This window comes from Nocardia sp. NPDC059180 (assembly GCF_042754945.1).
Classification (GTDB): Bacteria; Actinomycetota; Actinomycetes; order Mycobacteriales; family Mycobacteriaceae; genus Nocardia.
On the sequence record NZ_JBHZBU010000001.1, the window covers coordinates 1,008,619 to 1,022,588 of the forward strand.

Below are 13,970 nucleotides of genomic sequence, written 5' to 3' on the forward strand. Positions count from 1 at the left end.
TCGGTGGTGACTTGCAGGGTCAGTTCGGTGCCGGGGTCCGGCGGAAACGGGCTACCAGCGGATAGATCCGGCAGCCGAGGCAGATCCCGAACGCCGCATTCAGGAACGCGGCGAACAGAGCGAAGCCGGCGAAGATCGCGCCGACGACGGGGGCGCCGAGCACGAAGCCCAGCAGGCTCACGGCCGTGAAGGCCAGGCCGAGTAGTTGGGCGAACCGCAGCGGTGCCTCGGGTTCGGTCCCGGCGGGAGCGACGGGACCGGAGGAGGCAGCTTGCGTAACCACGGAGGGACCCGCGAGCGCCGTATCGGATACAGCGACCGGGCCCGAGCGCGGGGCGACGAGGTTCGCGTAGATGCGGCCGTACGGGTGACGTTTGGGCCCGTTGACGGCGCCGAGTCCGAAGACGACCGCCTGTGCCGCGATGAGTACGGCGGCGGTCACGGGGGAGAAGGCGGCGGCGATCAGGACCAGGACCAGGACGGCCGTGGTGATCCATGCGACGAAGCGCGGTCCGCGCACGTCGACGAAACCGGCCGGGATCGACCTGGTTCCGGAAGATTCAATGGAATCGGTGGACATCGGAGGTACTCCTGCGCTCGAGATGCTGTTCGGCGGGAAATTTGCCAATTCGCCGGGGGATCAAGGGATCTCTCGCGCGGCGAACGCTGGTCGGCGTCAGGAAATCTGAGCGGGCCGACCGATCAGCGGCACAGGCAGCAACAACCACCGAGCCGACACAGATCAACTGTGCGGCGTCGGGTGAGCATCAGCTCGCGGTGGGATTGCACGGAAGGCAGTTTACCCAATTCCCGGGGAGAATTGGAGCCCGGGTTGATCGAGAAGCTGTCCGGCCAGGTCGACGGCCGGTTTTCAGACTGTCAGCGGCGTCAGCGCACTGCGCAGATCGCCGACTTGCGGGACACCGGAGATGCGGAAGCGCTCGCGGCCCTCGGCATCGAAGACGAACGTGGTCGGCAGCGACATCACATTGAGCGCCTTGGCCAGGGTGGGGTCGGCATCGATATCGACCTCGATATCGCGCGGCGGCTGCGGCGAATCGGCCAAATCCTCGGTGACACCGGCGACTACGCGACGCACGGCCGTGCACGGGCCGCACCAGTCGGCGGAGAAATGCAGCACGGCGGGACCGGATCCGGTGACGCCCGCGGCGGCAAGCAGCTCGGCGCGTTCATCGGTGCCACTGTCGAGAGTGGCCGGGCGGACGGTGCCTTCGCGGCTGCGTAGATACAGCCCGACGGCGACACCGGCCAGCAGCATCACCACCAGAATTGTGATTTCGATCATTGTCGCCGCAATCTGTCGAGGTCGATCGTCACGTTCTCACCCCTGCCCTCGACGACGATCTGGCCGCCGAGCGCGAAGACCTCGGTGGGCCGGATGCCGAACGGAAGTTCCTTCGTATCGATGGTACGGGTGAATCGGGCCAGCACGGCGGGGGCGTCGGCCTCGGGGACGACGACGCTGGAGGTGTCGTCGGGGCCGCGGTAGAAGCCGGTGGCGATGACGCGGATCTGATCGCCGTCCAGCAGCAGATCGGCCTGGACGCTGACGCGCTCGCCTGCGATCTTCGCGCCGAACTGTCCGGTCGGTGCCTTGGGCAGGGTTCCGGTCAGCACCAGGGCGCCCGCAGTGGTCATACCCGTGCCGCCAGAGCCGCCGGTGCCGTCGGATTTGTCCGCCGGACGGGAATGAACCTGCAGGTCGGGAATGCCGAACAGTCTGCCGAGCTCGATCGGTTCCACCCGCATGCGCACGTCGACCCGGTCCACCGGCACGCTGCGGACCTGGCCGTCGACCAGGTCGCCCAGTGGCAGCCGCATGCCGGTGAGGGTCGCCTCGACGGCGATCTCACCGGGGATGTCCGGACGCATGCTGCGTGCGTGGATCTCGATGTTGTCGTAGCGGCCGTTGAACGCCTGACGCAGGAACGGGAAACCGTGGAAGGTCACCTCTGGGTCGGCGCTCAGATCGGCGCCTTCGCGCAGGGACCGGGACACGCGGTACTCCGAATACGCGGCGGCGCCGAAATCGATGACCACCGCCAGTCCCGCGAGACACAGCAGCCCGATAATCAGCTTGCGCATGTGATGAACAGTAACTGGGCCGCTCACCCGGATGACAAGCTCATCGGCTCATACGCGCTAATCTTGCATCCGATCACCTGTGACCAGCGACGTGGCACGCGGCGACGATGCCGGGCTTTCGCGTAGCTACGAAATGGGAGGAGTGCTTGTGGAGCTGCTCCTGCTCACGTCCGACCCCAACCCGGATTCGGTGCTGCCCTCGCTCGCGCTGCTGGCGCATACGGTGCGTCCCGCGCCGACGGAGGTGGCCTCGCTGCTCGAGGCCGGGACCGCGGACGTCGCCCTGGTCGACGCGCGCACCGACCTCGCCGCCGCCCGCGGACTGTGCCGCCTGCTCGGCAGCACCGGATCATCGGTGCCGGTGGTGGCGGTGCTCACCGAGGGCGGCCTGGTCGCCGTCAACGCCGACTGGGGTCTGGACGACATCCTGCTGCCGGGTACCGGCCCGGCAGAACTGGACGCGCGCCTGCGGCTGCTGGTCGGCCGCAACGGTGGTGTCGCGAGCCCGGAGAGCACCGGCAAGATCACCCTCGGCGAGCTGGTGATCGATGAGGGGACCTATACGGCCCGGCTGCGTGGCCGTCCGCTCGATCTCACCTATAAGGAATTCGAGCTGCTGAAATACCTGGCCCAGCATGCGGGGCGGGTGTTCACCCGCGCCCAGCTGTTGCAGGAGGTGTGGGGCTATGACTTCTTCGGCGGCACCCGCACCGTCGACGTTCACGTACGGCGGCTGCGCGCCAAGCTCGGCAGCGAATACGAATCGCTGATCGGCACCGTCCGAAATGTTGGCTACAAGGCCGTGCGGCCGGCGCGCGCCAATGCCAAGGGCGAAGCGCCGAGCTTCCCCGAAGAGGAAACCAACGGTTCCGACGACTCCCCGCTGACCCCGATCAACGGTAACGCCCAATAACGGCACGGTAGATAACGGGCCGCTCGCCAGCGGTGGGGAATGCCCGTTTTGCCGCTAAATTGGCGGGTAGTGCGACTCCGGGGTTTTCTGCGGCACAGTGGATGGGTGGTATGCGAATGAGCGACATGACGTTGCGCTGGAGCGATCAGCTCGACGCCGGGATCGCCGAACAGGTCCGGGCGTCGCTGGATCGAGCGGTGGAAGCCGACGGCGTGGCACCTGTCTCCGAACAAGCCGTGCTGTCGCTCCGGGAGCCGGGTGCGGCCCGTCATCTGGTGGGTCTGCGCGAGGATGCGGTGATCGGCTACGCGAACCTCGCGCCCGCGCACGGTGATCATCCGGCGATGACGGAGGTCGTGGTCGATCCCGAGGCCCGCGGCAACGGATACGGCACCGAGTTGGTCGCCGAAGCGCTGTCGGCGGGCGGTGTGGGAGCGCGGGTCTGGGCCCACGGGAACCTGCCCGCCGCGCGTGCGGTGTCGGCGCGGCTCGGGCTGACGATCGCGCGGGAACTGTGGCAGATGCGCCGCGATCTGGCTACCGAAGAGCTACCCGAACTGGCGGCGCCGGAAGGCATTCTGCTGCGCACTTACGCGGGCCCGGACGACGACGCCGAGCTGCTGCGGGTCAACAACGCCGCCTTCGCCTGGCATCCGGAGCAGGGCGGCTGGACCGAGCGCGATATCGCGGTGCGCCGCGACGAGCCCTGGTTCGACCCGAAGGGTCTGTTCGTCGCGGTCGATCCGGCCGAGCCCGATCGGCTGCTGGGATTTCACTGGACGAAGGTCCACACCGAACTCGACCCACCGCTCGGTGAGGTCTACGTGGTCGGCATCGATCCGGCGGCGCAGGGCCGAGGCCTCGGCAGGCTGCTCACCCTGGCGGGTCTGCACTATCTGCGTGATCGCGGGCTGAGCGCGGTGCTGTTGTATACCGAGGCCGACAACGAGTCCGCAGTGCGCACCTACACCCGGCTCGGCTTCACCGTCGCCCATGTGGATGCCGCCTACACCGCCGCTGACCACGCGAGCTGATATCCGGGCGAACCGGACACGAACACCTCACCCAACTGAACGGTAATCAGACGATCAGGGGAGCTCGAGTAAATGTGGGGCAAATGTCACAGCGGTCAGCGCGGTTATCGTCAGGCTGTTCACCTTCCGTTCACCCAGCCTGGTCCAACTGTCAACCGGGCGAATCTACGTTACTTGTGGGCAGCAGGCGCTGCCTGGTGCGCAAGTTCCCCGCGAACCGCACCACATCACCCGCCCGGGCCGGTGAGGGGCCGGGCGAGTAGTACGCAACATGCGGAGGAATTGTGAACTTCAAGCGCAGCAGCGCACTCGTCGGTGTGCTGGCCGCCGGGGCCATGACGCTCGCCGGTTGTGGCAGCGACGACAACACCTCGGCCACCGGTACCGAGGCGAACACCAATGTCGCCTGCGGCGGTAAGGAAGCGTTGAAGGCCAGTGGCGCGTCTTCGCAGAAGAACGCCATGGAGATCTTCACCGCGGCGTACGAGACCAACTGCGACGGCCAGACTCTCAACTACACCTCGAGCGGTTCCGGCGCGGGCGTCAGCGAGTTCATCGGCAACCAGACCGATTTCGGTGGCTCCGACTCGCCGCTGAGCGCGAAGAAGGACGAGCCCGTCAAGGCCGAGCAGCGCTGCGCCTCGCCGGCCTGGAACCTGCCGACCGTCTTCGGTCCCATCGCCATCACCTACAACATCGACGGCGTCACCGACCTCGTGCTCGACGGCCCGACCGCCGCCAAGATCTTCAACGGCACCATCAAGACCTGGGACGCCCCCGAGGTCAAGGCGCTGAACCCGAATGCCGCGCTGCCCGCCGAGCCCATCGCGGTGGTTTTCCGCAGCGACGACTCCGGCACCACCGACAACTTCCAGCTCTACCTCGACGCCGCCTCCGACGGCGCCTGGGGCAAGGGCGCGGGCAAGGTCTTCGCCGGCGGTGTCGGCGAGGGCGCCAAGGGCAACGAGGGCACCTCGGCCGCGGTGAACAACACCAAGAACTCGATCACCTACAACGAGTGGGCTTTCGCCAAGGCGCAGGATCTGTCCATCGCGCAGATCATCACCTCGGCGAGCCCGGAGCCGGTGACCCTGTCGGTCGATTCGGCCGGTAAGGCGATCGATGGCGTGAAGATCAAGGGTGAGGGCAACGACCTGGCCCTCGACACCTCGTCGTTCTACAAGCCGACTCAGGCCGGGGCCTACCCGATCGTGATGGCGACCTACGAGATCGTGTGCTCCAAGTACTCCGACGCCGACACGGCCACCGCCGTCAAGGCGTTCCTGACCTCGGCCGTCACCAACGGCCAGGAGGGTCTGGAGGGCGCCGGATACATCCCGATCCCGGACCAGTTCAAGACCCGGCTGACTGCCGCGATCAACGCCATCTCCTGATCGTCAGCCAGCCATGACCGTGCACCCTGAGGTGGCCCCCGCCGGTTCGTCGAAGTCGACGAGCCGGCAGGCGGCTGGAGATACTGCGCCTATGTCGAGCGAACCCAAGCCCGAGACACCTTCTGTCAAGGGACGACAGCCCCACAGCCAGCGGACCGAAACGATCTTCCGGTCGCTGGCCACGGCAGCAGGCGCGACGATCGTCGGCGCCATCGCGCTGATCGCGCTGTTCCTATTGATTCGCGCGGTTCCCTCGGTCATGGCCAACGAGGCCAACTTCTTCACCAGCACCGAGTTCTCCACCACCGATGCCGACCACCTGCGGTTCGGTATTCGCGACCTGTTCATGGTCACGGTGCTGAGCTCGATCTTCGCGCTGGTGGTCGCGGTGCCGATCGGCGTCGGCATCGCACTGTTCCTGACCCACTACGCGCCGAGCCGCATGGCCAAGCCGTTCGCGATGCTGATCGATCTGCTGGCCGCGGTGCCCTCGATCGTCTTCGGTTTGTGGGGCTTTCTTGTGCTGGCGCCCCAGATCGAACCGGTGCAGCGTTTCCTCAACGAGAAGCTGGGCTGGTTCTTCCTGTTCGCCGACGGCAACGTCTCCATCTCCGGTGGCGGCACGATCTTCACCGCGGGTGTGATTCTCGCGGTGATGATCCTGCCGATCATCACCTCGGTCTCGCGCGAAGTGTTCGCGCTGACCCCGGTCTCGCATATCGAGGCCGCCCAGGCGCTCGGCGCGACCAAATGGGAAGTCGTACGGATGACGGTGCTGCCCTACGGCCGCAGCGGTGTCATCGCCGGATCCATGCTCGGCCTCGGCCGCGCGCTCGGTGAGACCATCGCGGTGCTCATCGTGCTGCGTACCGCCGCACAGGCCGGCAGCTGGTCGCTGTTCGACGGCGGCTACACCTTCGCCTCGCGCATCGCCGCCTCGGCCGCGGAGTTCAGCTCCGCGCTGCCCACCGGCGCCTACATCGCCGCGGGCTTCGTGCTGTTCGCCCTGACCTTCGTGGTCAACGCGCTGGCCCGGCTGGCGTCCGGCGGAAAGGTCAACCAGTGATGACTACGACGACGACGCTCGACAAGCCGGTCAAGGCACCGACCTTCCGGCATGTGAGCACCGGCCGCCGGATCCGCAACAACCTCGCCACCGGCCTGATCACGCTGTCGTTCGGCATCGCGCTGATCCCGCTGGTGTGGGTGCTGTGGATGGTGGTCAGCAAGGGTTTCGAAGCGATTGTCGCCCCCGAATGGTGGACCAATTCGCAGAAGGGCGTGCTGCCCGACCAGACCGCGGGCGGTGTGTACCACGCGATCTACGGCACCATCGTCCAGTCGGCCGTCGCCGCGATCATCGCGGTGCCGCTGGGCATCATGGCAGCCATCTACCTGGTCGAATACGGCCGCGGCAGGCTGGCCAAGGTGACCACCTTCATGGTCGACATCCTCGCCGGCGTCCCGTCGATCGTCGCCGCGCTGTTCATCTTCGCGCTGTGGATCGCGACCATGGGCTTCCCGCAGAGCGCACTCGCGGTCTCGCTGGCCCTGGTGCTGCTGATGCTGCCGGTGGTGGTGCGCAGCACCGAGGAAATGCTCAAGCTCGTCCCCGACGAACTGCGTGAAGCCTCCTACGCGCTCGGCGTGCCGAAGTGGAAGACCATCCTGCGCATCGTCGTCCCGACCGCGCTGCCCGGCATGATCAGCGGCATCCTGCTCGCCCTCGCCCGCGTCATGGGCGAGACCGCGCCGGTGCTGGTGCTGGTCGGCTACAGCAAATCGATCAACTTCAACGTTTTCGACGGCAATATGGCCTCGCTGCCGCTGCTGATCTACCAAGAGCTGGCGAACCCCGAACCGGCCGGCCGGCTTCGGGTGTGGGGCGCGGCGCTGACCCTGATCCTGATGATCGCGCTGCTGTACCTGGCCGCCGCCGCGGTCAACAAACTGCTCACGCGGAACCGATAGAAGCGAACGGATACCCACGATGGCCAAGCGGATCGATATCAAAGACCTGAACATCTACTACGGCAAATTCCATGCCGTGGCCGACGTAGATCTGACTGTGCTGCCCCGCAGCGTCACCGCCTTCATCGGGCCGTCGGGCTGCGGTAAGTCCACCGTGCTGCGTTCGCTCAACCGGATGCACGAGGTCACCCCGAGCGCCCGCGTCGAGGGGGCGGTAATGCTCGACGGTGAGGACATCTACGGCTCGCAGATCGACCCGGTCGGTGTGCGCCGCACCATCGGCATGGTCTTCCAGCGCCCGAACCCGTTCCCCACCATGTCGATTCGCGACAACGTGGTGGCCGGGCTGAAGCTGCAGGGTGTGCGAAGCAAGAAGGAACTCGACGAGGTCGCCGAGCGCTCACTGCGCGGGGCGAACCTGTGGAACGAGGTCAAGGACCGGCTCGACAAGCCCGGCGGTGGCCTGTCCGGTGGTCAGCAGCAGCGTCTGTGCATCGCCCGCGCCATCGCGGTCTCGCCGGACGTGCTGCTGATGGACGAACCGTGTTCGGCGCTGGACCCGATCTCCACCCTGGCGATCGAGGACCTGATCACCGAGCTCAAGAAGGAATTCACCATCGTCATCGTCACCCACAACATGCAGCAGGCCGCGCGCGTGAGTGACCAGACCGGTTTCTTCAACCTCGAGGCCCAGGGCAAGCCCGGCAAGCTGATCGAGATCGACGACACCGAGAAGATCTTCTCCAACCCGTCGCAGAAGCAGACCGAGGACTACATCTCGGGTCGCTTCGGGTAAAGCTCATCCGCCTCCCCGCGATTCTGGCCGGACTCGGGTGTCACGGGCGAGGCGTTGGCGGCCGGCGGTAGAGCTGGTGGTCGGGTTCGCCCGTACCCGGTGAGTTACCCGGACCGCGCCAGATCAGTTGTGGCGGTGAGCAAAGGAGGGTCCGCGAGCATCGCGGACCCTCCTTCTTCTTTGTATTAAACCTCGGCGTCTTGGTCCGGCGGCAGCTCACCCGTGACCAGGAAGACCACTCGGCGGCCGATCTCGACGGCGTGGTCGGCGAAGCGCTCGTAATAGCGGCCGAGCAGCGTGACATCGACGGCCGCGGCGACCCCGTACTTCCAATCGCGGTCCATCAGCAGGGTGAACAGGTGGCGATGCAGATCATCCATCGCCTCGTCTTCCTGGTTGAGCTGGGCCGCGCGTTCGGGATCGCGGGTTTCGAGCACTTCCTTGGCGCTGGCACCCATGCTGACCGCGATCCGGCCCATTTCGGCGAAGTAGCCGTTGACCGATTCGGGCACCGCGTGGTTCGGGTGCCGCCTGCGGGTCACCTTGGCGACGTGCAGGGCCAGCGCACCCATCCGGTTGACGTCGTTGACGATCTGGATGGCGCTGACCACCTGCCGCAGATCACCCGCGACCGGCGCCTGCAGCGCGAGCAGCGCGAACGTCCGTTCTTCGACATCGGAGATCATCTCCGAGATCCGGTCGTACTCACTGATCACCTGTTCGGCCAACGACAGGTCGGCCTGGAGCAGCGACTGGGTGGCCCGCTCCATGGCCGAACCCGCGAGACCGGCCATCTCGCCCAACAGCTGAGCGAGACCGGCCATTTGCTCGTTGTAGATGACACGCATGAAAACTGACACTAGTTCCCGGCGCTGTCCAAGTCACGAACAGCGGGTGAAATGCCGGGGCCGGGTCAGGAGCAGATGTCGTCGGCGGCGTTGATGTGCTCGAGATCATCGGGCAGCGGGGCCGTCGTTGCGCTCGCGGCCGCGGCGGGGACGTCGGTGATCGCCTGGCCGACGGCGGCCGGCTCATTGACAACGCCCTGGTAATCGGAGCCCAGAACGACTTCGATGATGCCGCCCAGGTCCTCCTCCTCGGCCGACGCGATGCTCGCGCCGGGGATCGCGCTGGCGACCGTGGCGGCCTCCGCCTCGTAGCCGGTCGAGTAACGCACGATCGTGGTATCCGTCGTACCCCCGGTGTAGTTGCCGGTGTTGTAGATCGGGAAGCCCACGTTGTTCAGCTTGTTGGCAGCGGTGGCGGCCTGGCCACTGACCCCGGAGCCGTTGGAGACCAGCAGCGACACGGTGCTCGGGTCCACGGCCACGTAGGCGGGTGGCGCGGGTGCTGCGGGCGTGTCCGGCGGGGTCGGCGCAGCCGCACCCGGCTTTTCACCCGGCAACGGCCGGTCATCACGAATCGCCTTGAAAATGGCCTTGATGTCGGTTTCGCGCGGGATCTCGTTGCCGTAGGTGGTGGTGCCCGCGGTCGGGATGGTCAGGAACGTGACCGCACCGGCATCCACCTTCGCCAGCGAGCGGCCGAGGGTCAGCAGGTCGTCCGGCTTGACCTTGTCGACGAAGGTGGCGTCAGAGAAGGCCTTGATGAATCCGTTGAGCTTGCCGAGGTCGAGCAGGACTTTGCTCGACAGCGCGGTCCGTAGCAGCGAAGCCAGGAATTTCTGCTGCCGGTTGATGCGGTCGTAGTCGCCGCGGATCTCGCCGTAGACCTTGCGGGCGCGCACGTAGTTGAGCGCGGTCTCACCGTTGATGGTCTGCTTGCCCGCCTTGTCCAGTACGGTGCCGAGCTCGTCGTCGATGAGCGGTTCGGTCGTGCAGACCTCGACCCCACCCACCTGATCGACCATCGCCTCGAAGCCGGCGAAATCGATGCCGATGAAATGGTTGATGGTGCTGCCGGTCAACCGCTGGATGGTCGATACCAGGCACTTGGGCCCGCCGAGCGCGTACACCGCGTTGAGCTTGGCGCCCATCTCCGAGGCGTAGCTCTCCTCGGTGTAGCCGTTCTTCGCATTGTCCCAGCCGTCGCATTTGGGTCGAGTGACATCCAGGTCGCGAGGGAAGGACACCATGACCACGCGCTGGCGGTTTTTCGGAACGTGGACCAACAGCACCGTGTCGGCGCGGGCACCTTCGGCATCTTCGATGGTTCCCGCGCCCAGCTCCCCGTTCGCGCCTGCGCGGGTATCGGTGCCGACGATGAGGTAGTTCTCATCGCCGAGCTGTGCGTTGCCGTCGATGACGTCTTCGGAGTTGTCGCCGAGCGCCGAGACCTGGTTGAGGCCATTTTCGCCGGCGCGCAAGTAGGTCCAGCCGCCGCCGGTGATCAGCAGCGCGACGGCGGCTGAGACGGCAAGCGCGGCCCGCCCGGCCAGGCGCGCGCGGCGATGCTTGCGCAGCTTGCTCTCCGCCAGCCGGGTCCGCCGCGGCGCACCGACGGCTTCCGGCGTTGCGGCGTTTTCGGTGGTCGGCCAGGAGCCGGTCTTGGCCCGAGCCCGGCCGGGACGTTTGGTCTCGTCGACCGGCGGGATGACATCGGTGACGACCTCCGGTGGGTCCGGGTTCCCACGCCTACTCGCCTCCGCTGTGCCCGCGATGTCCTGGACGACCGGCGACGCACCTGTCTTCCCGGCTCCGCGCGATGGTGTGCTGCCCGATTGCCGGCCGCGGCCCGAGGTGGGCTCGAGCGCCGCTGAATCGGATGCGGCGGGGGCGGGCTGTCGGCGTTTCGGGTCCGGGCGGGTCGGTCCCGCGGTCCCGGGTTCACCGGTCCGCCGTGCGGCATCCGGCTGACGTCGCATCGCACCGGTCTCCCTGCCGCGCCGCGATGCGTCAGCGGGCGGGAGCGGGGTCTCACCGGCGATGGGGTCGATCCCTCGGCGCTGGGTCGGCTCACCGCGACGCTGCGCGGACCGCCTGCCCTCATCGGGCGGGGGCGGGGCCGACTGTCGCTGGTTCGCCGCGGGGCGGCGCTGGGGAGGGGGCTGCTGATCGAGCCCGGGGGCCGGCTGTGGCGGCCTGCCCTGCCTGGCGCCCGGTGCGGGTCGCTGGTCCGGCGCGATCGGCTGCCGCGATGCGGTGTCGGGCCGTCGCTGCGGGGACTGCGGCTGACGTTGGGGTGCGGGGCGCCCCTGCGGCTCGGGACCGCGGCCCGGTGCGGGCTCGGCGGCCCGGCGCCTGCCGGTGCGCTCGTTGTCTACCCGGTTGACGAGATCCTGGACCGAGATCGACGTGGACTCGGTATCCGGCGTGACATCGGCATGGCGGGATCTGCGCGGCGCGTCGGCGCCGTCTTGTTCGGGGGAACCCGCCGCGGGATACCGCTCCCACGGGGCGCGACCTCCGGGCCGTGGCGAATGCCCGTGCCGATCGTCACCCACCAACGAACCTCGCTTTTCGTTCTGTCTCATTGCTCGGCCGGACTGTTGAATCCAGTCTTACCGCTGATCGGCCGGGTGCGGTGCTGTTGCCACCGCATCCGGCCGACCGAAGTGATTCCGCAATGATAACGATTCCGCCACGGTCGGCCACCCGACGCAAGCCCGGGCCTACCGAAACGTCATATGCCGAAGCGAATGCTGGGTGGTTGCCCGATCGCGATATCGGCGCCGGATTCAGCCGCCGCTGTGCATCAGGTCGGCACCCGCGGGGACGGCCGGATCGTCCGGATCGTCGAGCCAGCCGTGCGGCAGCGCGACCTTTCCCGGTGAGCCTTGACGGCCACGAGGGCCCTCGGCATCGCGGGGGAACGGCGCGGTGGGATCGAGCTGACCGATCAGGTCCTCGAGCTGGGCCAGGCTCGACACGGTCGCGAACGACCGGCGCAGATTCGCCCCGACCGGGAACCCCATCAGGTACCAGGCCATGTGTTTGCGCAGGTCACGCATGGCCTTGTCCTCGCCGTCGTGCTCCGAGAGCAGTGCGCCGTGCCGATACAGCACCTCGCCGACGCGGCCGAGGTTCGGCGGTTCGGGCAGCGGCTCGCCCCGCAGCGCGGCCTGCAACTCGGCGAACAACCACGGCCTGCCGAGGCAGCCGCGCCCGACGACGACACCATCGCAGCCGGTCTCGTCCATCATGCGTACGGCATCGTCGGCGGAGAAGATATCGCCGTTGCCGAGTACCGGGATCGTCGTGACGGCTTCTTTGAGCCGGCCGATCGCCGACCAGTCGGCCTGCCCGGAATAGCGCTGAGCGGCCGTGCGCGCGTGCAGCGCGACCGCGGCGGCGCCCTCGGCTTCGGCGATCCGGCCCGCGTCCAGGTAGGTCAGGTGGTCGTCGTCGATGCCGATGCGGAACTTCACCGTCACCGGGACACCGGCGGCCTCGGCCCCGGCGACCATTTCGCGCACGATCCGGGCGAACAGTGCCCGCTTGTACGGCAGTGCCGCACCACCACCGAGCCTGGTCACCTTGGGGACCGGGCAACCGAGGTTGAGGTCGATGTGATCGGCCCAGCCCTCGCCGACGATGATGCGCACGGCCTCGCCGAGCGTGGCCGGGTCGACGCCGTAGAGCTGCATCGACCGCGGATGTTCGTCCTCGTCGAACGACATCATGTGCAGGGTCTTCTCGTTGCGTTCCACCACCGCGCGGGCGGTGATCATCTCGCAGACATAGATCGAGGTCGGGCTGCCGAATTCGCGGCACAGTTTGCGGAACGCCAGATTCGTGATTCCGGCCATCGGCGCGAGCACTACCGCCGGATCGACCGGATACGGTCCGATCCGCAGCGCTGTGCTCAGCTCGCTCGTCGTCATCGTCACGCCCTCCAGTGTCTCATCCGCCCGGCACTGCTCAGCGCGTCGATCGGCTCACACCCGGGCCGGAGGCGATCGGCCGGTCAAGTGGTGTATGTGACCCTCGGTTCGAGACACTTGTGACCAATTCGTTAGCCTCATGTTCGCAAGGCATCGCCGCCGGGGAGTTTGTGCGATGCGGTATGCGATCGAAAGAGGATCAATGACCGAGCACTCCGGAAGCGGCGCCACCGCGACCATCGACAAGGAAGCCGCTGCGGCTCCTACGGCGCCGACACCCGAATCCAACCGACCCGGCACCGTCTCGGTGCAGGTCTCGACCATCGTCCGTGGCGCCGTTATCGGTGCGTTGGCGATCGCCGTCGTGGTGCTCGCCGCACTGTGGTGGTTCGCGCGCGGCGATGTCGCCGACCGCGAGGCGCGCGCTGCGGCCGACGCCCGCGCCGAACAGGTCGCCACCGAGTACGCCGTCGGTGCGGCAACCGTGAACTACCAGGACATCAACGGCTGGGTGAGCAGCCTCAAGGCGGGCACCACTGATCAGCTGGCGGGCAAGATGGACTCGACCGTGCCACTGCTGAAAGACCTCCTGGTACCGCTGAAGTGGACCTCCACCGCGTCGCCGATCACCGCGAAGGTGATGTCCGAGGACAACGGCATCTACCAGGTGAGCGTGTTCGTCAACGTGAACTCCACCAATGCCCAGACCCCGGACGGCGCGCAGACCACCGTCAGCTACAACGTGACGATCGATGAGGGCGCCGACTGGAAGATCACCCAAGTGGGTGGGGTCGACGGTGCGCTCTCGCTGAAGTAGCGCACTATCGCGGCTGTGCACACCCAGCGGTCCGGGTGCTACAGCCGACGCTGATCACAATGAAGCGCCCGCCGACCCAAACCGACCGCCGAGCCGCCATTCTGGCGTCTTATAAAATAACCGAAGCCACCGGTACCGGCTAGTAGTGCTGTGCGG

13 protein-coding genes are annotated in these 13,970 nt (G+C 67.2%); 7 read left to right on the forward strand and 6 right to left on the reverse strand.

Going from position 1 to position 13,970, the window contains the following annotated elements; translation table 11 throughout:
- Window positions 1–19: 19 nt before the first annotated feature.
- The 3 genes from ACFXNW_RS04750 to ACFXNW_RS04760 form a co-directional block, all read right to left on the reverse strand.
- Window positions 20–580 (reverse strand): DUF4395 domain-containing protein, encoded by a 561-nt coding sequence (locus tag ACFXNW_RS04750; protein WP_379415878.1) that lies wholly within the window; start codon window positions 578–580, stop codon window positions 20–22.
- A gap of 291 nt (window positions 581–871) precedes the next feature.
- The gene (locus ACFXNW_RS04755; protein WP_379415880.1) at window positions 872–1,306 is read right to left on the reverse strand and encodes a thioredoxin family protein; all 435 of its coding nucleotides are present in this window, start codon (window positions 1,304–1,306) and stop codon (window positions 872–874) included.
- Window positions 1,303–2,106, reverse strand: a complete 804-nt coding sequence (locus tag ACFXNW_RS04760) for an LmeA family phospholipid-binding protein (protein WP_379415881.1) — start codon at window positions 2,104–2,106, stop codon at window positions 1,303–1,305. Before ACFXNW_RS04760 ends, ACFXNW_RS04755 begins: the two co-directional genes overlap by 4 nt.
- 148 nt (window positions 2,107–2,254) lie before the next feature.
- On the opposite strand from ACFXNW_RS04760, the gene ACFXNW_RS04765 reads away from it, so the two are divergent.
- The 6 genes from ACFXNW_RS04765 to pstB all read left to right on the forward strand — a co-directional run bounded on the left by ACFXNW_RS04765 (window position 2,255) and on the right by pstB (window position 8,214).
- Window positions 2,255–3,019: a winged-helix domain-containing protein gene (locus ACFXNW_RS04765; protein ID WP_379416301.1), complete on the forward strand. Its 765-nt coding sequence runs from the start codon at window positions 2,255–2,257 to the stop codon at window positions 3,017–3,019.
- 116 nt (window positions 3,020–3,135) lie between these two features.
- Window positions 3,136–4,053, forward strand: coding sequence for a mycothiol synthase (gene mshD / locus ACFXNW_RS04770; RefSeq protein WP_379415883.1), 918 nt, complete (start codon window positions 3,136–3,138; stop codon window positions 4,051–4,053).
- A 284-nt stretch (window positions 4,054–4,337) separates the two neighbouring features.
- Window positions 4,338–5,447 (forward strand): phosphate ABC transporter substrate-binding protein PstS, encoded by a 1,110-nt coding sequence (gene pstS, locus ACFXNW_RS04775; protein WP_379415885.1) that lies wholly within the window; start codon window positions 4,338–4,340, stop codon window positions 5,445–5,447.
- A 91-nt stretch (window positions 5,448–5,538) separates the two neighbouring features.
- Window positions 5,539–6,513 carry a phosphate ABC transporter permease subunit PstC gene (pstC, locus tag ACFXNW_RS04780; protein WP_379415887.1) on the forward strand — a complete coding sequence of 325 codons (975 nt, stop codon included), beginning with the start codon at window positions 5,539–5,541 and terminating at the stop codon, window positions 6,511–6,513.
- Window positions 6,513–7,418 carry a phosphate ABC transporter permease PstA gene (gene pstA, locus ACFXNW_RS04785; protein WP_379415889.1) on the forward strand — a complete coding sequence of 302 codons (906 nt, stop codon included), beginning with the start codon at window positions 6,513–6,515 and terminating at the stop codon, window positions 7,416–7,418. The genes pstC and pstA overlap by 1 nt, the downstream gene beginning before the upstream one ends.
- A 19-nt stretch (window positions 7,419–7,437) precedes the next feature.
- Window positions 7,438–8,214 (forward strand): phosphate ABC transporter ATP-binding protein PstB, encoded by a 777-nt coding sequence (gene pstB, locus ACFXNW_RS04790; RefSeq protein WP_379415890.1) that lies wholly within the window; start codon window positions 7,438–7,440, stop codon window positions 8,212–8,214.
- A 185-nt stretch (window positions 8,215–8,399) separates the two neighbouring features.
- Here the strand turns inward: pstB and phoU are convergent, their stop codons facing one another.
- From phoU to dusB, 3 genes are all read right to left on the reverse strand, one after another.
- Complete coding sequence (gene phoU / locus ACFXNW_RS04795; protein WP_379415891.1) at window positions 8,400–9,062, reverse strand: phosphate signaling complex protein PhoU; 663 nt, start codon at window positions 9,060–9,062, stop codon at window positions 8,400–8,402.
- A gap of 65 nt (window positions 9,063–9,127) precedes the next feature.
- Complete coding sequence (locus ACFXNW_RS04800; RefSeq protein ID WP_379415894.1) at window positions 9,128–11,617, reverse strand: LCP family protein; 2,490 nt, start codon at window positions 11,615–11,617, stop codon at window positions 9,128–9,130.
- 234 nt (window positions 11,618–11,851) lie between these two features.
- Entirely contained in the window at window positions 11,852–12,997 is a 1,146-nt protein-coding gene (dusB, locus tag ACFXNW_RS04805; protein WP_379416302.1) for a tRNA dihydrouridine synthase DusB, read from the reverse strand.
- A gap of 202 nt (window positions 12,998–13,199) precedes the next feature.
- On the opposite strand from dusB, the gene ACFXNW_RS04810 reads away from it, so the two are divergent.
- On the forward strand, window positions 13,200–13,814 hold the full coding sequence (locus ACFXNW_RS04810) for a hypothetical protein (protein WP_379415895.1): 615 nt from the start codon (window positions 13,200–13,202) through the stop codon (window positions 13,812–13,814).
- Window positions 13,815–13,970: the final 156 nt, after the last annotated feature.